General features: G+C 63.5%; 17 protein-coding genes and 1 other RNA gene. 2 read left to right on the top strand and 16 right to left on the bottom strand.

The annotated features are described in order from the left end of the window. Positions 1 to 10: 10 nt before the first annotated feature. From JJB74_RS03010 to dnaX, 5 genes are all read right to left on the bottom strand, one after another. A complete protein-coding gene (locus JJB74_RS03010; RefSeq protein ID WP_200590318.1) occupies positions 11 to 760 on the bottom strand; it encodes an electron transfer flavoprotein subunit beta/FixA family protein in 750 nt (249 codons plus the stop codon). A gap of 158 nt (positions 761 to 918) precedes the next feature. Next, positions 919 to 1,146 carry a sulfurtransferase TusA family protein gene (locus JJB74_RS03015; protein ID WP_200590319.1) on the bottom strand — a complete coding sequence of 76 codons (228 nt, stop codon included), beginning with the start codon at positions 1,144 to 1,146 and terminating at the stop codon, positions 919 to 921. 12 nt (positions 1,147 to 1,158) lie between these two features. Then, positions 1,159 to 1,755, bottom strand: a complete 597-nt coding sequence (gene recR, locus JJB74_RS03020) for a recombination mediator RecR (protein WP_200590320.1) — start codon at positions 1,753 to 1,755, stop codon at positions 1,159 to 1,161. A gap of 10 nt (positions 1,756 to 1,765) precedes the next feature. Continuing rightward, positions 1,766 to 2,092 carry a YbaB/EbfC family nucleoid-associated protein gene (locus tag JJB74_RS03025; RefSeq protein WP_200590321.1) on the bottom strand — a complete coding sequence of 109 codons (327 nt, stop codon included), beginning with the start codon at positions 2,090 to 2,092 and terminating at the stop codon, positions 1,766 to 1,768. 20 nt (positions 2,093 to 2,112) lie between these two features. After that, positions 2,113 to 4,101, bottom strand: a complete 1,989-nt coding sequence (dnaX, locus tag JJB74_RS03030) for a DNA polymerase III subunit gamma/tau (protein ID WP_200590322.1) — start codon at positions 4,099 to 4,101, stop codon at positions 2,113 to 2,115. A gap of 115 nt (positions 4,102 to 4,216) precedes the next feature. Here dnaX and JJB74_RS03035 point away from each other — a divergent pair, with 115 nt between their 5' ends. Beyond that, positions 4,217 to 5,863, top strand: coding sequence for an isovaleryl-CoA dehydrogenase (locus tag JJB74_RS03035; RefSeq protein WP_200590323.1), 1,647 nt, complete (start codon positions 4,217 to 4,219; stop codon positions 5,861 to 5,863). Between the two features lie 41 nt (positions 5,864 to 5,904). Here JJB74_RS03035 and ffs read toward each other — a convergent pair. Together ffs and ubiD are read right to left on the bottom strand one after the other, a co-directional pair. Continuing rightward, an RNA gene (ffs, locus tag JJB74_RS03040) (signal recognition particle sRNA small type) lies at positions 5,905 to 6,003 on the bottom strand. A 66-nt stretch (positions 6,004 to 6,069) separates the two neighbouring features. Then, on the bottom strand, positions 6,070 to 7,554 hold the full coding sequence (gene ubiD / locus JJB74_RS03045) for a 4-hydroxy-3-polyprenylbenzoate decarboxylase (protein WP_200590324.1): 1,485 nt from the start codon (positions 7,552 to 7,554) through the stop codon (positions 6,070 to 6,072). Positions 7,555 to 8,037: 483 nt separating this feature from the next. On the opposite strand from ubiD, the gene JJB74_RS03050 reads away from it, so the two are divergent. Then, complete coding sequence (locus tag JJB74_RS03050; protein ID WP_234483636.1) at positions 8,038 to 9,105, top strand: lytic transglycosylase domain-containing protein; 1,068 nt, start codon at positions 8,038 to 8,040, stop codon at positions 9,103 to 9,105. Between the two features lie 52 nt (positions 9,106 to 9,157). Here JJB74_RS03050 and JJB74_RS03055 read toward each other — a convergent pair whose 3' ends face one another. From JJB74_RS03055 to JJB74_RS03095, 9 genes are all read right to left on the bottom strand, one after another. Further along, complete coding sequence (locus tag JJB74_RS03055; protein WP_200590325.1) at positions 9,158 to 10,327, bottom strand: pyridoxal phosphate-dependent aminotransferase; 1,170 nt, start codon at positions 10,325 to 10,327, stop codon at positions 9,158 to 9,160. Positions 10,328 to 10,330: 3 nt separating this feature from the next. After that, complete coding sequence (gene nusB, locus JJB74_RS03060; protein ID WP_200590326.1) at positions 10,331 to 10,807, bottom strand: transcription antitermination factor NusB; 477 nt, start codon at positions 10,805 to 10,807, stop codon at positions 10,331 to 10,333. 138 nt (positions 10,808 to 10,945) lie between these two features. Next, positions 10,946 to 11,431: a 6,7-dimethyl-8-ribityllumazine synthase gene (ribH, locus tag JJB74_RS03065; protein ID WP_200590327.1), complete on the bottom strand. Its 486-nt coding sequence runs from the start codon at positions 11,429 to 11,431 to the stop codon at positions 10,946 to 10,948. 70 nt (positions 11,432 to 11,501) lie between these two features. Further along, on the bottom strand, positions 11,502 to 12,620 hold the full coding sequence (gene ribBA, locus JJB74_RS03070; RefSeq protein ID WP_200590328.1) for a bifunctional 3,4-dihydroxy-2-butanone-4-phosphate synthase/GTP cyclohydrolase II: 1,119 nt from the start codon (positions 12,618 to 12,620) through the stop codon (positions 11,502 to 11,504). Positions 12,621 to 12,875: 255 nt separating this feature from the next. Next, entirely contained in the window at positions 12,876 to 13,820 is a 945-nt protein-coding gene (epsC, locus tag JJB74_RS03075; protein ID WP_200590329.1) for a serine O-acetyltransferase EpsC, read from the bottom strand. Positions 13,821 to 13,916: 96 nt separating this feature from the next. Further along, complete coding sequence (locus tag JJB74_RS03080) at positions 13,917 to 14,624, bottom strand: N-formylglutamate amidohydrolase (protein WP_200590330.1); 708 nt, start codon at positions 14,622 to 14,624, stop codon at positions 13,917 to 13,919. A gap of 7 nt (positions 14,625 to 14,631) precedes the next feature. Beyond that, positions 14,632 to 15,873, bottom strand: coding sequence for a carboxylate-amine ligase (locus JJB74_RS03085; protein WP_200590331.1), 1,242 nt, complete (start codon positions 15,871 to 15,873; stop codon positions 14,632 to 14,634). After that, entirely contained in the window at positions 15,870 to 17,336 is a 1,467-nt protein-coding gene (locus JJB74_RS03090; protein WP_200590332.1) for a RimK family protein, read from the bottom strand. Before JJB74_RS03090 ends, JJB74_RS03085 begins: the two co-directional genes overlap by 4 nt. Continuing rightward, positions 17,333 to 18,067: a cysteine peptidase family C39 domain-containing protein gene (locus JJB74_RS03095; RefSeq protein WP_200590333.1), complete on the bottom strand. Its 735-nt coding sequence runs from the start codon at positions 18,065 to 18,067 to the stop codon at positions 17,333 to 17,335. The genes JJB74_RS03090 and JJB74_RS03095 overlap by 4 nt, the downstream gene beginning before the upstream one ends. Between the last annotated feature and the right edge of the window lie 167 nt (positions 18,068 to 18,234).

An 18,234-nucleotide genomic window follows, 5' to 3' on the forward strand; every position in this document is an offset into this window, starting at 1 on the left:
TATGCGGGGATTAGATGACTTTGGCTTCGTTCTTGAGCTTGGACACCAGCTCGGCCACGTCCTTGACCATGATGCCGGCGCTGCGCTTGGGCGGCTCGGACACTTTCAGCGTCTTCAGGCGCGGCGTCACATCCACGCCCAAGTCGGCCGGCTTGACGGTTTCCAGCGGCTTCTTCTTGGCCTTCATGATGTTGGGCAGCGTCACGTAGCGCGGCTCGTTCAGGCGCAGGTCGGTGGTGACGATGGCCGGCAGCGGCAGTGCCACGGTTTCCAGGCCGCCGTCGACTTCGCGGGTGACAGTGGCTTTGCCGTCTTCGATGACGACCTTGGACGCAAAGGTCGCCTGGCCCCAGCCGAGCAGCGCGGCCAGCATCTGGCCGGTCTGATTGCTGTCGTCGTCGATGGCCTGCTTGCCGAGGATGATGAGTTGCGGCTGCTCTTTATCAGCCAGCGCCTTCAGGAGCTTGGCCACGGCCAGCGGCTGCAGTTCTTCGGCGGTGTCGACCAGGATGCCGCGGTCGGCGCCGATGGCCATCGCGGTGCGCAGGGTTTCCTGGCATTGGGTGACGCCGGCGGAGACGGCGACGATTTCGGTGACCTTGCCGCCTTCCTTGAGCCGGACCGCTTCCTCGACGGCGATCTCGTCAAAGGGATTCATGCTCATCTTGACATTGGCGATATCGACGCCCGTGCCATCGGATTTCACTCGAACCTTGACGTTGTAATCCACTACGCGCTTGACTGGAACCAGGACTTTCATCGCTTTTGCCTTTGAAGAATCGTATTGACGTTTACGTAAACCGAAACGGGATTATATGAAGATTTGGAACACGGACGAGAATTTAGCACGATCGTGCTAAATGTGAATAGAGTGCGGTCACTAAATCTTTGTTCGCCCTCGCCCGCTTTCTTCCTGAATTACTTGCGGCGCAGGAAGAAGGTGTATTCCCGGTTGCTTTCCGACTGCTCCAGCAGCGCGTTGCCGGTCTGCCGGGCGAAGGCCTGGAAATCGCGCACCGACCCGGTATCGGTGGCAACCACGCGTAAAACTTCGCCGCTGGCCATCTCGGCCAGCGCCTTCTTCGCCTTCAGGATGGGCAGCGGGCAATTCAGGCCGCGCGCATCGACATCTTTATGGAATTCCATCTTTCGCTTTCTTCAGGTGGCGCGCCGATCCAGCATCGCGCGCGCGATTGTACCGGCATCCACATGCTCGAGTTCGCCGCCGACCGGCACGCCGCGCGCCAGCCGCGTGACCTTCAGGCCGCGCGCCTTCAGCGTCTCGCTGATGTAATGCGCGGTGGCTTCGCCCTCGTTGGTGAAATTGGTGGCCAGGATCACTTCCTTGACCGCGCCATCGGAAGCGCGCGCGATCAGGCGCTCGAGGTGGATGTCCTTCGGCCCGATGCCATCCAGCGGCGACAGATGGCCCATCAGCACAAAATACAGCCCCTTGAAGGTCAGCGTCTGCTCGATCATCACCTGGTCGCCCGGCGTCTCGACCACGCACAGCAGGCTGCGGTCGCGCTCTTCATCGGCGCAGGTCTCGCAGATCTCGCTTTCGGTGAAGGTATTGCACAGCGCGCAGTGATGGATGCGCTCGACCGCCTGCGTCAAGGCGCGGCCGAGCATGCCGGCGCCTTCCCGGTCATGCTGCATCATGTGATAGGCGATGCGCTGCGCGGATTTCGGGCCGATGCCGGGCAGGCGGCGCAGCGCTTCGGTCAGGTAAGCCAGGCTGGACGGCGTTTTCAAGCGGCGGACCTCAGAACGGCAGCTTGAAGCCCGGCGGCAGCGGCAGGCCCGAGGAAATGCCGGCCATCTTTTCCTGGGTCGTGGCTTCGGCCTTGCGCACCGCGTCGTTGAAGGCGGCGGCGACCAGGTCTTCCAGCATGTCGCGGTCATCGCCCAGGAGCGACGGGTCGATGGAGACGCGCTTCACATCGTTCTTGCAGGTCATCACGACCTTCACCAGGCCGGCGCCGGACTGGCCTTCGACTTCGATGGAAGCGAGCTGGTCCTGCATCTTCTTCATGTTGTCCTGCATCGCCTGCGCCTGCTTCATCAGGCCTGCCAACTGGTTCTTCATCATGATCGTGCTTCCTGTCGTGATTAAACTGGTTTGATGGATCCCGGCACGATGGTCGCGCCGAATTCGCGCATCAGCGTCTGCAAGAACGGATCGCTGTGCATGGTCTGTTCCGCCTCGCGCTGACGCTGCGCGCGCGCAGCTTCCGCCTTGGCATTCGCGGTGCGCTGCACCGGGCCGATTTCATGCTGCAGCCGTACCGGCTTGCCGAAGCGCTCGGCCAGCGCGGCGGTGAGCTTCTCGATGCTGATCGCCGAACACAGCGTATCGACCGGAACGCGCAAGCGGAATACATAGGTATTGCCTTCCGGCGCACATTCAAGTAGCTCGCTCTGCTGCGCCAACTGATGTGCGACGCCGCGCACCGGCAGCATGGCCGCCAGTTGCGGCCAGTCGCCGTCCCAACCGAGTTCGGGCACCGGGCGCTGCGGCGGCGCTTCAACCACAGCCGATGCAACCGGCGCTTCAGGCTCTATCGACACCGTCACCGCGGCAACCGGCATTGCCTCAACAGTCGGACGCGCGGCTACGGCTGGCGGTTCAGTTTTTTTTTGAGCGGGTTCGAAATCGTCGAACGGCGGCAGATCGTCCCAGGGCGGCGGCTCGGATGCCGGCGCCTTCTTCGGCGGCGGCACCGCGGCGACGAACGCGGCCGGCGCGGCTTCGGCGGCGCTCGAGGCGCCAGCGCCGCGCTTCAAACCGCGCGCGGCTTCCAGCGCCGCGCGGGCCGGACTCATGGTGCCAGCAGCGGGACGGCCGGCCGGCGCGGCGGATGCAGCCGGAGTCGGCGCGCTCGCTGGCGCAACCGGTGCTGCGGCGCTTGCAGCCGGGGCGGTCCGCGGCTGAGCCGCGGCGCGCGCAACCGGGGCCTCCCGCGCAGGCGACGGCGCCGGCGCCGCTTCGGCCGGCGCATTGCCCGGACGGAAAGCCAGCATGCGCAGCAGCGTCATCGTGAAGCCGGCATAGTCGTCCGGCGCCAGCGCGAGCTCATTGCGGCCATGCACCGCGATCTGGTAGTACAGCTGCACCTCGTCGGCATCAAGCACCCCTGCCAGGCGGAGGATGTGTTCACGCTCCGGCGCGTCTTCCGGCAAGGCTGCCGGCGCCAGCTGCGCCAGCGCGATGCGGTGCAGCAGCGAAGCGAGATCCTGCAGCGCGGCGTCGTAGGACAGGCTGCGCGCGGCCATGTCGTCGGCCACGGCCAGCAGGCCGGCGCCGTCGTCGGCGGCCAGCGCATCCAGCAAGCGCACCAGGAAGGATTGGTCCAGCGCGCCCAGCATGGTCTGCACTGCATCCAGCGTGACCTTGCCGGCGGCATAAGCGATGGCCTGGTCGGTCAGCGAGAGCGCGTCGCGCATCGAGCCGTGCGCGCCCTGTGCCAGCAGCCGCAGCGCGGGCGTTTCGAAGGGAATCTCTTCCTGGCCGAGTATGTTTTCCAGATGGCCGACGATATGTCCCGGCGGCATCTGCTTCAGATTGAACTGCAGGCAGCGCGACAGCACCGTGACCGGAATCTTTTGCGGATCGGTGGTAGCCAGGATGAATTTGACATGGCCCGGCGGCTCTTCCAGGGTCTTCAACATCGCGTTGAAGGCCTGGTTCGACAGCATGTGCACTTCGTCGATCATGTAGACCTTGAAGCGCGCATTCGACGGCGCATACACCGCCTGCTCCAGCAGCTGCGCCATGTCGTCGACGCCGCGGTTCGAGGCGGCGTCCATCTCGATGTAATCGACGAAGCGCCCGGCATCGATGGCTACGCAGGCTTCGCATACGCCGCAGGGATGGGCGGTGATGTCGCCCTGGCCGTCGGGACCGATGCAGTTGAGGCACTTGGCCAGGATGCGCGACAGCGTGGTCTTGCCGACGCCGCGGGTGCCGGTGAACAGGTAGGCGTGATGCAGCCGCTTCTGTTCCAGCGCATGCGTCAGCGCCCGCACCACGTGCTCCTGCCCGACGAGCGACTCGAAGCTCCTCGGACGATACTTGCGGGCAAGAACTTGATAGGACATGACGATGCGGAAATTGAATGGAACGCGCATTTTACCTGACAGCCGATCGGCGCTTGAAGCAGAATGGCCGGGTCAGCGGGAACCGAAAACATCATCACAGCAGGAGACGCCTCCCATGTCCTGGCCCACGCACGAGGTCGCCAATCAGGCGCCCGATCTCGAAAATTTCAACCTTTACAACACTGATGCCGCGCTGGCCGATGGCCTGCGCCGCTACGGCGCGGGCTGGTACGAGGGCGAGCTGCAGCGTTTAGGCGCCGAACTCGGCCGGCCGGAAACCTTGCGCCTGGGCGCGCTGGCCAACGCGCATCCGCCCGAACTGCACACTCATGACCGCGTCGGCCGGCGCATCGACAGCGTCGAATTTCATCCAGCCTGGCACGAATTGCTTGCGATGCTGCGCCGCGAGGGCCTGCAAGCCCTGCCCTGGGCCGAACCGCGGCCTGGGGCGCAGGTGGCGCGCGCCGCCGGCTATTTCCTGCAGGGACAGATCGAATCCGGTTCGCTGTGCCCGACCACGATGACCTACGCCGCCATCCCCGTGTTGCAGAACGAGCCGGCCTTGTTCGAGCAACTGCGCGACAAGCTTTATTCCCGCGAGCACGATCCGCGTGACCTGCCGATCGCGCAGAAAACCTCGATGCTGATCGGCATGGGCATGACGGAAAAACAGGGCGGCTCGGATGTGCGCAGCAATGCGACGACGGCCCGCCCGGTGAGCGGCGTCGGGCGCGGCGCTGAATATGCGCTGACCGGTCATAAATGGTTTTTCTCGGCGCCGATGTGCGATGCGCATCTGGTGCTGGCGCGCACTGATGTCGGCCTGTCCTGCTTTTTCGTGCCGCGCTGGCGTTTCGACGGCAGCAAGAACGCGATCCAGATCCAGCGCCTGAAAGACAAACTCGGCAATCGCTCGAATTCCAGCAGCGAGGTCGAATTTCTCGATGCCTCAGGAATTCTGATCGGCGAGGAAGGCCGCGGCATTCCGACCATCATCGAAATGGCCAATACCACCCGGCTCGATTGCGTGATCGGCAGCGCCGCGCTGATGCGGCATGCGCTGGTCCAGGCCCTCCATCATGCCCGCCACCGCAGCGCCTTTGGCCGGCTGCTGGCCGAGCAGCCGCTGATGCGCAATGTCCTGGCCGATTTGGCGCTGGAAAGCGAAGCCGCGACCGCGCTGATGCTCAAGCTCGCCTCCGCCTTCGAGAACGCACAGACCGATGCGCTGGCGCGCGCCTGGCGCCGCATCCTGACGCCGGCGGCGAAATTCTGGATCTGCAAGCGTGCCATCGCTTTCACCGGGGAATGCATGGAAGTCTGGGGCGGCAACGGCTATGTCGAAACCGGGCCGATGGCGCGCCTGTACCGTGAAGCGCCGGTGAATTCGATCTGGGAAGGCTCGGGCAATGTGATGTGCCTGGATGTGCTGCGCGCCATCGAGCGCGATCCGGAAGGCTTTCTGTTGCTGCTCGCCGATTTCGACGAAGCCGCTGCCGGTCATGCCGCGCTGCAGGCCAGGCTTGCCGGGCTCAGACAGATGCTGGCGGCGCCGGCGGAGATGCGCGAAGCGCTGGCACGCACCCTGGCGCAGGAACTCGTGTTGATCGCTCAGAGCGCCCTGCTGCTGCACACCGCGCCGGCCGACATCGCTGAAGCCTTCGTCGCCAGCCGCACCGATGCGATGCATGGCAAGGTCCACGGCACGCTGCCAGGCACGACGCTGGACGCACGCATACTCGAACGGGCGTTTCCGCAATGACAATGAATCGAAGGGGAGAAACTGCGAGAGAAGAAACGGAAGGAGGCGAGCCTTGTCTGCGGCACTCGTGGTGAACGGCTGTGGCTGCTTCGTTCCCGACCTGACCAGGTTGACCATGCCACAATGCGCAGGGGCCCGCCGACCGCGATTCTAACAGCAAAGCGCGGGCGGCGTGCTGGAATCGCACACGCCGCGGCGCGCATTGCTCAAATGCCAAGCTGCTGCCAGATGCTGTCGACCTTCCGTTTCACTTCATCGCTCATCACGATAGGCACACCCCATTCACGATTGGTCTCGCCGGGCCACTTGTTGGTCGCATCGATGCCCATCTTGCTGCCCAAGCCGCTGATCGGCGAAGCGAAATCCAGGTAATCGATCGGCGTGTTGTCCACCAGCGTGGTGTCACGTATCGGATCGACACGGGTGGTGATCGCCCAGATCACTTCCTTCCAGTCGCGGATATTCACATCCTCGTCGACCACGACGATGAACTTCGTATACATGAATTGCCGCAGGAAACTCCAGACGCCGAACATCACCCGCTTCGCATGCCCCGGATACGATTTCTTCATCTGCACCACTGCCATCCGATAGCTGCAGCCTTCCGGCGGCAGGTAGAAATCGGTGATCTCGGTGAACTGCTTCTGCAGCAGCGGGATGAACACCTCGTTCAGCGCCACCCCCAGCACCGCCGGCTCGTCGGGCGGCTTGCCGGTGTAGGTCGAGTGGTAGATCGGATCGCGCCGCATCGTGATGCGGTCGATGGTGAATACCGGGAACATGTCCTGCTCGTTGTAATAGCCGGTGTGGTCGCCGTACGGCCCTTCCAGCGCATGCTCATAGCCGCTCGGATGCGACTCGTCCGGGTAGATATGCCCTTCCAGCACGATCTCGGCCGATGCCGGCACGCGCAGCTCGCTGCCGATCGCCCGGGTCAGCTCAGTGCGGCTGCCGCGCAGAAGGCCGGCGAATTGATATTCCGAAAGGGTATCCGGCACCGGCGTCACCGCGCCGAGGATCGTCGCCGGATCCGCACCGAGCGCCACCGCCACCGGATACGGCTGACCGCGATTAACGATCGCATGCTCGCGGAAATCCAGCGCGCCGCCGCGATGCGCGAGCCAGCGCATGATTACCTTGTTAGGTCCCAGCACCTGCTGGCGATAGATGCCAAGGTTCTGCCGCTTCTTGTGCGGCCCTTTCGTGATCACCAGACCCCAGGTAATCAACGGCGCCACATCGCCCGGCCAGCAATGCTGGATCGGCAACCGGGACAAATCCACATCCTTGCCTTCCCAGACGATTTCCTGGCAGCGCGCGCCGCGCACTTCCTTCGGCGCCATGTCCCAGACCGATTTCACCAGGGCGCCCAGACCCATCACATCGCGCAAGCCCTTCGGCGGCTCCGGTTCCTTCAGGCTCGACAGTACCTGGCCGATGCGACGCAATTCGCCGACATCCTGCGCGCCCATGCCGAGCGCGACGCGCTTCGGCGTGCCGAACAGATTGCCGAGCACAGGCATCGCATAGCCGGTCGGGTGCCTGAAAAGCAGGGCCGGTCCGCCGGCTCGTAGCGTCCGATCACAGACCTCGGTCATCTCCAGATGCGGCGAAACTGGAACATCCACCTGTTTCAGCTCGCCCATTATTTGCAACTGCGCAATAAAGTCCCGCAAATCTGCGTATTTCATGGTTTGTTGATCTTTTTCAAACATGTCTTTTTGCTTGAAGCAGCAATAGACAAGTCATTGAATTCATTTGAAATTGCCAAGAAGCCGTTGCCGACATCATATCCAAAAATAATAACGAAGGCTTTTTATATTCTTGACGCGATATATTCACATTTATACAATGCGCCCGAAGTCTGAGTCATCCGCCGGTCATTTTGTGCCGGGCTGCCCAGGGCAGAAAGGATAAGTTCACGGGGTTCGGGGCCCCACGCGACATTTTAAGGAGTGTTTTCTCAAGGCGTCAGCCTTATCTCCCCGACAACGTTATCGGACACCGACCCGCCTGGCCAGGCTGCGGTCCGTGAATGATGACTCCGCCGTCTGCGGTCCGCTCCCAAAGCGAGCAGACGATCGTTTCTGGTACGCGGCAATGGAAGCAATTCTTTCCCGGCAGGCGCTTTTCCTGCATGGCGGAGCATTGTCGCGCTGATACAGGAGGACATAATGTTGACGAGTGACACAGGGCCAGCGCCAGAGTCAGTCAGAAGCAGCAATGCAGCCAGGACGCCGTTTTCCGGCATTGGCATTCCGGCATTGAAGAAATTCGCGCACCGTACCGTGATGTGCGCAGGCGTGACCGCGATCGGCGCGATGACCATGTTGTTCGTCAAGCCTGAATTGGCAGAGCGTATCAAAACGATTTCCCCGTTCGCAGAAACCGCCGAAACGCAGCCCATGGCGCTGCCGCAGCAGGCAGCCACCCTGCCATCGCCTGCGGCGAAAGCGAACACGGAGCAGCGATCCGCCTCGGTAGAAAAGCCCGTCGTTGAAAAAGCAATCATCGTCGCTGCTGAAAAGAGCAAGGCTGTGCAGCCGATCGACACCCAGGCCGGCGCGACTGACGCGCTTGCCGTCGTCACTCAGCCCGCTCAAGCCAAAAAGCCTGCAGCAACGCCGCGCGACCAGGCCTTTGTCACTGAATGGCTGGCCAAACGCTATCGCGTGGCCAGCGACGCCGCGCACATGCTGGTGGCGACGACCTACAACACCGCAACCGAAATCCATTTCGACCCGCTGCTGATCCTGGCGGTGATTGCCATCGAATCCGGCTTCAACCCGCTGGCCGAAAGCCCGATGGGCGCCAAGGGCCTGATGCAGGTGATGGCCGATGTGCACCATGACAAGTTTCGTCCGCTGGGCGGTGTGAAGGCAGCGCTCAATCCGGTAGCCAACATCAAGGTCGGCTCGACCATCCTGCGCGACTATGTGCGCGAAACCGGTTCGCTTGAAGGCGGCCTGAAGCGCTATGTCGGCGCCGCGGCCTTCGACAACGATGCCGGCTACGGCTGGAAGGTGCTCGCCGAATACCGGCGCCTGAAGGAAGTGGCCAGCGGCAAGCGCGTGCCGGTGAATGTGCCGACGCTGACCGCGAAGGCGCCCGCCAAGCCGGCCACGCCGCCAGCTGCGCCGCAGGACAAGGAAGACGTGGCGTCCAGCCAGTCGACCGTGGTCTCGCATTCCGGGCAACGGCATGAAGCCGATGCCGATGGCGTGATGTCCGCCTCGCTGTAATCCAATCTCGTCCCGCCATGCCGGCGCACCAGCCGGCATGGCAGCACTCCCCCTACCCCTTCCCGAAAAACCGCTGCAGGCGCGACACTGCCTCGCGCAGGTTTTCCATCGAGGTCGCATACGACACGCGGATGTAGTTCTTCGCGGTGTACGGACCAAAATCCAGCCCTGGCGTCAGCGACACGCCCGCTTCATTGAGCATGCGCAGCGTGAGCTTATCGGCATCGTCGGCCAACGCGCTGCAATCCGCATACACATAGAAAGCGCCATCCGGCGTCACCGGCACCGAGAAGCCGAGATCGCGCAGGGCCGGCACGATGTAGTCGCGCCGGCGTCGGAATTCCTCCTTGCGTTCTTCAAAGATCGCGATCGCCTCCGGCGTGAAACAGGCCACGCCGGCATATTGCGCAATGCTGGAGGCGCAGATGAACAGGTTCTGCGCCAGCTTCTCGACCGCGCGCACCATCTCCGGCGGCACCACCAGCCAGCCGAGGCGCCAGCCGGTCATGTTGAAGTACTTCGAGAAGCTGTTGATGACGATGACGTCCTCGCCCGCCGACAGTGCCGAAAACGGCTCGCCTTCGTACGACAGCCCCTGGTAGATCTCGTCGACGATGGTGTAGCCGCCGTGCTCGCGCACCGCGCCGACGATGCGCCGCAATTCCTCGTGCGGAATCGATGTGCCGGTCGGATTCGATGGCGAGGCCAGCAGCACGCCGCGCGTGTGTTCATTCCAGTGCTCGCGCACCATCGCTTCGGTCAGCTGAAAGCGCGCTTCCGGGCCGCTGGCGATCATGCGCGCGCGGCCTTCGAAGGCGGCGACGAAATGCCGGTTGCATGGATACGAAGGATCGGGCATCAGCACTTCGCTGCCCGGCGACACCAGCGCGGCGCAGGCCAAAAGCAGCGCGCCCGAGGCGCCGGCGGTGACGATGATGCGCGATGGCGCCACATCCAGGCCGTACACCGCGCGGTAATGCTGCGAGATTGCTTCGCGCAGCTGCGGTATGCCGGTGGCGGCGGTGTACTGCAGCCGGCCGGAGGCCATCGCGCGCGTTGCCGCTTCCAGAACCGGCGCCGGCGCGGTGAAGTCCGGCTCGCCGATGTTCATGTGGATGATGCTTCTGCCCTGGCGCTCGAGCTCGGCCGCCATCTTCGACAGTTCCATCACATGGAAGGGTTGGATATTGTCCAGGCGCGACGCCAGCAGATTCAGATCCATCGCTTACTCCTGCGCGCCCCGGGCCGCATTCGTCTCCGGTCCGCGCAGTTGCAGCGCAAGCTTGTCGAGCACACCGTTCACATACCGATGGCCCTCGGCGCCGCCGAAGGACTTGGTCAGTTCCACCGCCTCGTTGATGACGACCTTGTACGGAATCTCGATGTGGTGCTTCAGCTCGTAAGCGCCGATCAGCAGCGCCGCATGCTCGATCGGCGACAGCAGGTTCAGCGGCCGGTCGATCAGGGGCGTGAGTTCGCGACGCAGTTCGGCGGCATCACGGATCGCGCCGTGCAGGAGCGTATTGAAATGCTCGGCATCGGCCTTGTCGAAGCCATGCGCCTGACGGATATGGGCGTCGATCACGCCCGAGTCTTCATTGCTGATCAGCCATTGATAAAGGCCCTGCAGCGCAAACTCGCGCGCGCGATGGCGCGGCGTGCGGTTCTTGCTGGGATTGGCATGTTGGGATTTCTGGGTCATGGATGGATTGCGCCCGCGTAGCGCATCCTGAGTTGATCGGGACACGGCGCGGGCGTAGTAGGTAAGTGAATGAAAAGCCGCGAAAAACCGCGAAAGGGGCAGTCGAATCAGGCCGCAATACAGCGCGCCCGGACTGCGTTACTCCTCTTCGGTCGCTTCGGCCAGTTCCTGCAGCGCCAGCGCGAGATTGGCCATTTCCACCGCGACGCGGCCGGCGTCGGCGCCCTTCTCGGCCATGCGCACTTCGGCCTGCTCGTCGGTCTCGGTGGTCAGCACCGCGTTGGCGATCGGAATGCCGTAATCCAGCGCCACGCGCGTGATGCCCGCGCCAGACTCATTGGAGACCAGCTCGAAGTGATAGGTTTCGCCGCGGATCACCGCGCCGATGGCCACCAGCGCGTCGAACTGCCGCGTCTCGGCCATCTTCTGCAGCGCCAGCGGAATTTCCAGCGCGCCGGGCACGCTGACGTGAAGCACATCTTCGTCGGCCACGCCGAGACGCTTCAATTCGGCCAGGCAGGCCGACAGCAATCCATGGCAGACGTCTTCATTGAAACGGGCCTGGACGATGCCGATGCGCAAACCTTCTCCGTCCAGATTGCGTTCGTAGGTACCGACAGTCATGTTCTTCCTTCAGCGCTCACGCGCGGGTGTGTTGATCAAAGCTTGCGGGCAAGGACATCGCCCGCCGTCATTACTTGGTATCGGGGCAGGCCTTGAAGCCCAGCACTTCCAGGTTGAAGCCTGTCATCGACGGCATCTTGCGCGGGCTGGCCAGCAGCGTCATCTTGCCCACGCCAAGATCCTTCAGGATTTGCGCGCCGATGCCATAGGTGCGCAAATCCATGCGCGCATCGCGCGAGGGCTTGCGCTCCTCCGGCTTCGATGCAAGCGCCTCGAACTGCGCGAACATCTGCTCGGCCGATTCTTCGCAATTGAGCAGCACCACCGCGCCGCGCTCGGCATCCTTGATTGCCTGCAGCGCCGAGGCCATGTTCCACGAATGCGTCGTCTCCTGCGATTCGAGCAGGTCGAGAATGGATACCGGTTGATGGACACGCACCAGGGTCTCCAGTTCCGGGCGCGGCTCGCCGTGCAGCAGCGCAAGATGCGCGCCGCGGCTGGGCTTGTCGCGATAGGCGATTGCGCGGAAGGTGCCGTGCGCGGTCTGCATCGTGCGTTCGGCCACGCGCTCGATGATGCTTTCATGCTGGCTGCGATAGTGGATCAGGTCGGCGATGGTGCCGATCTTGATCCCGTGCTCGCGGCCGAATTCGATCAGGTCGGGCAACCGCGCCATGCTGCCGTCGTCATTCATGATTTCGCAGATCACCGCGGCTGGCGTCAGGCCGGCCAGTTCGGCCAGGTCGCAGCCGGCTTCGGTATGGCCGGCGCGCATCAGCACGCCGCCCTTCTGCGCCTTCAGCGGAAAGATATGGCCGGGCTGCACGATGTCGGACGGCTTGGCATTGCGCGCCACCGCGGCCTTGACGGTGGTGGCGCGGTCGGCCGCCGAGATGCCGGTGCTCACGCCTTCGGCGGCTTCGATCGAGACCGTGAATGCGGTGCCGTAGGATGTCCCGTTCTTGGCGGTCATCATCGGCAGGTTCAATTGCGCGCAGCGCTCTTCGGTGAGCGTCAGGCAGATCAGGCCGCGGCCGTACTTGGCCATGAAGTTGATCGCCTCGGGGGTGACGAATTCGGCGGCCATGAGCAGGTCGCCCTCGTTTTCACGGTCTTCCTCGTCAACGAGTATGACCATGCGGCCGGCGCGCAGCTCGGCAACGATTTCCTGGGTAGTTGAAAGAGACATGGGAGATCAGTTCGGATGAGGCCGCTATTCTAATGGATTTGCGCCACCGCCGGCCCACGGCGGCGGCTAGTACCCCGGCTCAGGGAATTTGAACGCTTGAGCCGAGTCGATCGGGGGTGAGTGCAAGACGCAAAGCACAGTCGGGGTGGTACCCCGACGAGCATTTGCAACGCCGCAATCGCCTTCGAGCGGCCGGCGCAAGCTTTCAAAAGCCCCTGAGCCGGGGTACTAAAACCTCACGCGGGCGCGGCGGACTTACTGTGCGCCGCGGCAGGGATCGCTGTTGCGCAGGCTCGCCTGCGAGACATTGCTGCCCGGCGGCACATCCTGGGTGATCCACACATTACCGCCGATGGTCGAGCCGTGGCCGATGGTGATGCGCCCGAGTATGGTTGCGCCGGCATAAATCACCACGTCGTCCTCGACGATGGGATGGCGCGGAATGCCCTTGATCAAGGCGCCGCTTTCATCGGCCGGGAAGCGGCGCGCGCCCAGCGTCACCGCCTGGTACAGCCGCACCCGCTGCCCGATGATGGCGGTTTCGCCGATCACCACGCCGGTGCCATGGTCAATGAAGAAGCTGCCGCCGATCTGCGCGCCCGGGTGGATATCGATGCCGGTGTCGGAATGCGCGATGTCGGACACCAACCGCGCCACCAGGCGCGCGCCGAGCCGGAACAGCGCATGCGCGATGCGGTAGTAAATCACCGCGACCGTGCCCGGATAGCACAGCAGGATTTCCGAGATGCTGCTTGCTGCCGGGTCACCCTGATAGGCCGCATGCAGGTCGCTGACCAGGAGCGCGCGCAGCGCAGGCAGCTGGCTGGCAAATTCGCGGCTGATTGCGCGAGCGCGCTCCAGCAACTCGCGCGGCCCGGCGCCTTGCATATCTTCGCCGAACACCAGTCCGCGCCGAATCTGCTCGGTCAGCAACCCGAGCGTGGTATTGAGCGTGTCGCCGACGTAATAGTCGATGCTTTCATCAGTCAGCTTGTCGCGGCCGTAATGCGTCGGAAACAGCACGGCGCACAAGCCATGCAATATGCCGACCAGGGCGGTCTTGGATGGTAGTTCGCGGATGCTGCCCTGGTGCCGGATCTTGTGCGTGACTTCGCGCGACTGGCGCAATTCCTGCACCACCTTGTCGAGATTCCAGTCGGGTTGCGCGGCGGCGGCGCCGTGGATGTCGGTATCGGCCATGGGGGTTCTTCCTGTGTTCTGGATGCGTCCACTCTCGGGCGCGCGTAAATGAGCGCAGATTATAGAGCCCGGCCGCGAATGGCACAGGAGGCCGCTTCAATGCGCATCGCCAGCCTCACGCAAGGCAGCGATCACCGCGGCGCGCAGCGCGGGCCAATCGCCGCTGCGCATGCTCGCATGCTTCTGATTGATCTCGAGTTCGATGCCGACGTACTGTTCGGCACCGAAGCGCCGGCGCAGCCAGGTGGTGAAACCATCGGCGCTGCCCGCATACGGATAATTCATGCGCACCCGCAATGCCGGCGCGCGCAGTCCCAGCGCCTCACGCCAGCGCCGGCACAATGCCGCTTCGCCATGACGTTTCGGGTCGTAGAGCAGGCCGATATCGGCATTGCGCACCGCGCCGTCGAGTTCCGGCGTGAAACTGTGCGAGGACACATGGATTACCCTCCTGCCCTGCGCAACCAGGTCGGCGATGCGCTCTTCCACCGCGCGCCGGTACGGCAGATAGCAATGCTCGAAGATGTCGCGCCGCTCGGCAACGCTCAATGCGCGCGTGACGGCGGAATACAGCTGCGGATGCCCCGGCGAGCGGTTCAGCTCGATCAGCAGCCGGCTCACCGTGGCGGCGAACAGCGGCGCATCGAGGGCGGCGGCAAGCTCACGCGCCATGCGCAGCGCGCCCTTGTCATAGCCGCGATGGCTGGAAAGGAGCGCAGCATGCGGCGCAAACAGCGCTCGCCATTGCGGCGGAACGCGCTTGCCGCCATGTTCACAGCTGATCAGGAAAGCATCGCGCTCCATGCCCTCTTCACGCCGTGCCCGGCCGGAACATCGTTCCCTGCGCAAGACAGTCGCACAGCTGCCGGTACACCGCATCGATGCGCGCGGGCGAAGCGTCCGTGCCGAGCGCACGCAGGATGCGCCGCGACAGCGTGCCCTGTTCCAGGATGGTGTTCAGCGGCTCCTGCCAGAAGGCCTGCGCGCCCTGCGGCATGCTTGCGATCAGGTGCGCCCACAGTTCGACCGCGCTGCATTGCGCGCCGGGATAACCGAGCAGCGCGAGATAGGTCGCGTCATCGATGCGCGCGCGCTCGCCGTCGCGGATGCAATCGCGCAGCAATTGCGCCAGCGCCTCGGTGCTCATCGCATTCTGCTGCGCCGTCGCGTCGCTGCGATACAGCGTTTGCACCGCATGAATCACCGCTGCCGCGATCGCCAGGTCCGCGCGCGGACATTCCTGCACATCGAGCACGCGGATCTCGACGGCATTGCGGTCGAAGCGCGCGATTGCGCCACGCGAATTCAGCCACTCATGGCGCAGGATGCCTTCGGGATCGAAGGGCGCGATCTCGCGATACATCGTCTCGAGTATGGTTGCTTCGTATTCGGCCCGGCTGCGCGCAGGTTCCGGCACCACCAGCCCCGCGATCGCCGGCATGCGGTCGGCATTGTGCCAGTACACCTGCATGCGATGGTCCGCATCGCCGGTGACGCGGCCATCGGCAATCGGCGAGCTTGCCGCCAGCGCGGGCAGTATCGGCAGCAGCACGCGTATGGCCGCGTGCAGCCGCGCGAATTCGGCATCGTCGGCGAAAGGCAGATTGATGTGCATGCTCTGCAGATTGGCCCAGCCATGGCTCTTCGTATCGAACAGGCGCGCATAGGCCGCGTAGATCGCTTCATTGCGGTGCGGCCAGAGCCGGGTCTCGCTGGCCGGGTCCATCCATGGATGCATCGCGCCGGGCATCAGCCGCGCGCCCATGTCGTGCAGGCTTTCGTTGATCGCGGCGACCTCATGCTGGAAGCCCGCCGCCAATGCGTCGAGATCCGGCAGCGGCCGTGCGTTCTTGATCTCGAGCACATGCAGCACCAGCTCATTGGACCAGCCATACACGCCACGATCGGCCTCGCCGCTGTCGTCGCCCGATGCCGCGCGCAGCAGCGCGTCCGCTGCCGGCAACACCGCGAGATCGGCATCGGACACGATCATGTATTCCAGCTCGATGCCAAACGCATCGAAGGCATGCAATGCTGCGGCCGGTTCGCTCATAGCGAAGTATTCCGCTTCAGGGCATCGATGCGCTTCCTGAACACGCCCATCACTTCGCGATACAGCGCATCGCCAAGCACGCCATCCTCGTTGCCGGCATCGACATTCGGGTTGTCATTGATTTCGATGATGTAGTACTGGCCGCCGACCTGCTTCATGTCCACGCCATAAAAGCCATCGCCGATCAGGTTGGCCGCACGCACCGCAATCTCGATGACTTCATCCGGTACCTCGCGCAGCGCCAGCGCTTCGGTCCTGCCTTCGCTGACCTGGTGCCGGTCATGCTTGATGATCTGCCAGTGACCCGGCGCCATGTAGTACTTGCAAACGAACAGCGGCCGCTTGTCCAGCACTCCGATGCGCCAATCGAATTCGGTCGGCAGATATTGCTGCGCCAGGATCAGCTCGGACTCCTTCAGCAAGGCTTGCGCGCGCTCCTGCAACTGTGCTTCGCTGTGGATCTTTTCCACGCCGATCGAGAAGGCACCGTCGGGCAGCTTCAGGATGCAGGGCAAGCCCAGCGTGGGCACAATCTGGTCGACATTGCCCTTGTGTACCACCAGGCTCTTCGGCACCGGCACATGATTGCGGGCCAAGAGCTCGGCAAGATAAATCTTGTTGGTGCAGCGCAGGATCGAATCGGGATCGTCAATCACGACCATGCCGGCCGCCGCGGCCTGGCGCGACAGTTGATAGGTGTAGTGATTGACGTTGGTCGTGGCGCGCAGGAACAGCGCGTCGAACTGCGGCAGCCGCTTCGCTTCGCGCGGCGTGATCAGCTCCGCGCGCATGTCGAGCAACGTGGCGGCTTCGACGAACTTCTGCAGCGCCTGCGCATTCGATGGCGTTTCCGCGCGTTGCGGATCGTGCAGGATCGCCAAGGTCGGCTGGTCCTCGCGCGGGCGGTTGATGCGGATCTTCGCTTCACGCAGATAGGCTGCGATCGCGTCGGTAAAAAAGGCGTGATGCGCCTCTTCGATATCGCTGACATTGCCGGTCTGCACGCGCGTGAGCTTCCAGCCGCCCTCGCCGCGTTCAAAGCGGGCATGCAAGACCGGCGCGCGCAGCATGCGGAACAGCTCGGCGCACAGATACTCATGCCGTCCCGTGGGTTCGCGGCCGAAATAGATATCGAGCTCAAGCTCGGTGCGCTCGGCCTCGAACAGCGCGCACTGGATCAGGTTCTCGAGCCGCGATTGCGCTTGTTGCAGCAGGTCGGCAGCCTGCAGGCTGCGGATCGCCTCCACATCCGGCAAGGGCTGATGGCCGCGCGCCTCGGCCAGCAGCGACACGTAATAGCCATAGTTCTGATAGCGATAATTCCTGCACAGGTTGAAGACCTTGGTACAGGTCAGATCGCCGTAGGCGGGGTCGGTCAGATAGCTGTGCGCCGTGATGGCGCTGATGCCCGGGATATCGAATGGCCAGTCCTGCTGCTGGCTGACCACGAAGAGAATGTTCATCTGTGTGCCTGTTCCTGCTTTCGGCGCGGATGGATGACCAGCAGATTGGCATCATGCGTGACGATGCCCAAAAGCACCGCCGCGAATACCCGCTCCGCGGAAAGCCAGTATTCATGCTTGGTCGCAAACGGGTTGCGTCCGTAGGGATCGATAACCCTCAGCGTGCGCTTGGCGCGGTCATAGCCGGCAATGATCACGAAGTGCCCGGAGGGCAAGCCTTGTACATCGTTCGGCGTATCGTCGGGGCCATACTCGCGCGCGACCCGGTACAGATAGGTCGAGCTCAGGCCGGTGAGGATGGGATAGCCACGGCGCAGGTAACCTTGGATCAACCCGCGCGACGGATCGAGCATGCGCAGCTTGCCGCCCAGCTTCAGGAATTCGAGATAGCCTTCGGTGGCCAGCCGCAGCCGCGGATCGTCCTTGGCTTCGCGCTGCCGCTCGAGCCGTTCGGCGATATCGACATCGCGACGTGTGAACCAGGTCGGATCGAAGACGTTCAGGTTGTAGGTGTAGATCGCCGCGTCATAGCCGCGGCGCAGCGCATCGCAGGCAAGGAACACCGCGAAGGTGCCGCCCTGCTCCAGCTTGCCGGTGCGGGTGATGACCTCATCCAGCGCTTCGCGCTCGCCCCAGTAACGATAGACCGCATGCAGGCAGGTCGGCCCGCAGGTGGTTTCATCGGGCTGCGGCAAGATGCCTATCGGCACTTCCATCCTGTTTGTAATCACCTTGACGCTCTCTGACGAAGATTCCTTGCGAAGCAAGGAGGAACAGTCGTCTCGTCAATATATGACGCGAGCAGCCCCGCGGCGGTGCGGGAAGCCGGGGCTTTTGTCTTTGAACAAGCCTCGGGAGAGCGGAATTTCAGGGAAACAGCCAGCACCAGTGCTTGATT

The organism is Noviherbaspirillum pedocola, from assembly GCF_016632335.1.
GTDB lineage: Bacteria > Pseudomonadota > Gammaproteobacteria > Burkholderiales > Burkholderiaceae_D > Noviherbaspirillum_A > Noviherbaspirillum_A pedocola.

Bases quoted from the DNA above. Each gene is read 5' to 3' on its own strand.
- nusB (WP_200590326.1), bottom strand. From the start codon at position 10,807: ATGACCCAGAAATCCCAACATGCCAATCCCAGCAAGAACCGCACGCCG.
- JJB74_RS03010 (WP_200590318.1), bottom strand. From the start codon at position 760: ATGAAAGTCCTGGTTCCAGTCAAGCGCGTAGTGGATTACAACGTCAAG.
- JJB74_RS03050 (WP_234483636.1), top strand. From the start codon at position 8,038: ATGTTGACGAGTGACACAGGGCCAGCGCCAGAGTCAGTCAGAAGCAGC.
- JJB74_RS03025 (WP_200590321.1), bottom strand. From the start codon at position 2,092: ATGATGAAGAACCAGTTGGCAGGCCTGATGAAGCAGGCGCAGGCGATG.
- JJB74_RS03090 (WP_200590332.1), bottom strand. From the start codon at position 17,336: ATGAACATTCTCTTCGTGGTCAGCCAGCAGCAGGACTGGCCATTCGAT.
- ubiD (WP_200590324.1), bottom strand. From the start codon at position 7,554: ATGAAATACGCAGATTTGCGGGACTTTATTGCGCAGTTGCAAATAATG.
- JJB74_RS03085 (WP_200590331.1), bottom strand. From the start codon at position 15,873: ATGAGCGAACCGGCCGCAGCATTGCATGCCTTCGATGCGTTTGGCATC.
- JJB74_RS03080 (WP_200590330.1), bottom strand. From the start codon at position 14,624: ATGGAGCGCGATGCTTTCCTGATCAGCTGTGAACATGGCGGCAAGCGC.
- JJB74_RS03035 (WP_200590323.1), top strand. From the start codon at position 4,217: ATGTCCTGGCCCACGCACGAGGTCGCCAATCAGGCGCCCGATCTCGAA.
- ribH (WP_200590327.1), bottom strand. From the start codon at position 11,431: ATGACTGTCGGTACCTACGAACGCAATCTGGACGGAGAAGGTTTGCGC.
- epsC (WP_200590329.1), bottom strand. From the start codon at position 13,820: ATGGCCGATACCGACATCCACGGCGCCGCCGCCGCGCAACCCGACTGG.
- JJB74_RS03055 (WP_200590325.1), bottom strand. From the start codon at position 10,327: ATGGATCTGAATCTGCTGGCGTCGCGCCTGGACAATATCCAACCCTTC.
- JJB74_RS03015 (WP_200590319.1), bottom strand. From the start codon at position 1,146: ATGGAATTCCATAAAGATGTCGATGCGCGCGGCCTGAATTGCCCGCTG.
- dnaX (WP_200590322.1), bottom strand. From the start codon at position 4,101: ATGTCCTATCAAGTTCTTGCCCGCAAGTATCGTCCGAGGAGCTTCGAG.
- ribBA (WP_200590328.1), bottom strand. From the start codon at position 12,620: ATGTCTCTTTCAACTACCCAGGAAATCGTTGCCGAGCTGCGCGCCGGC.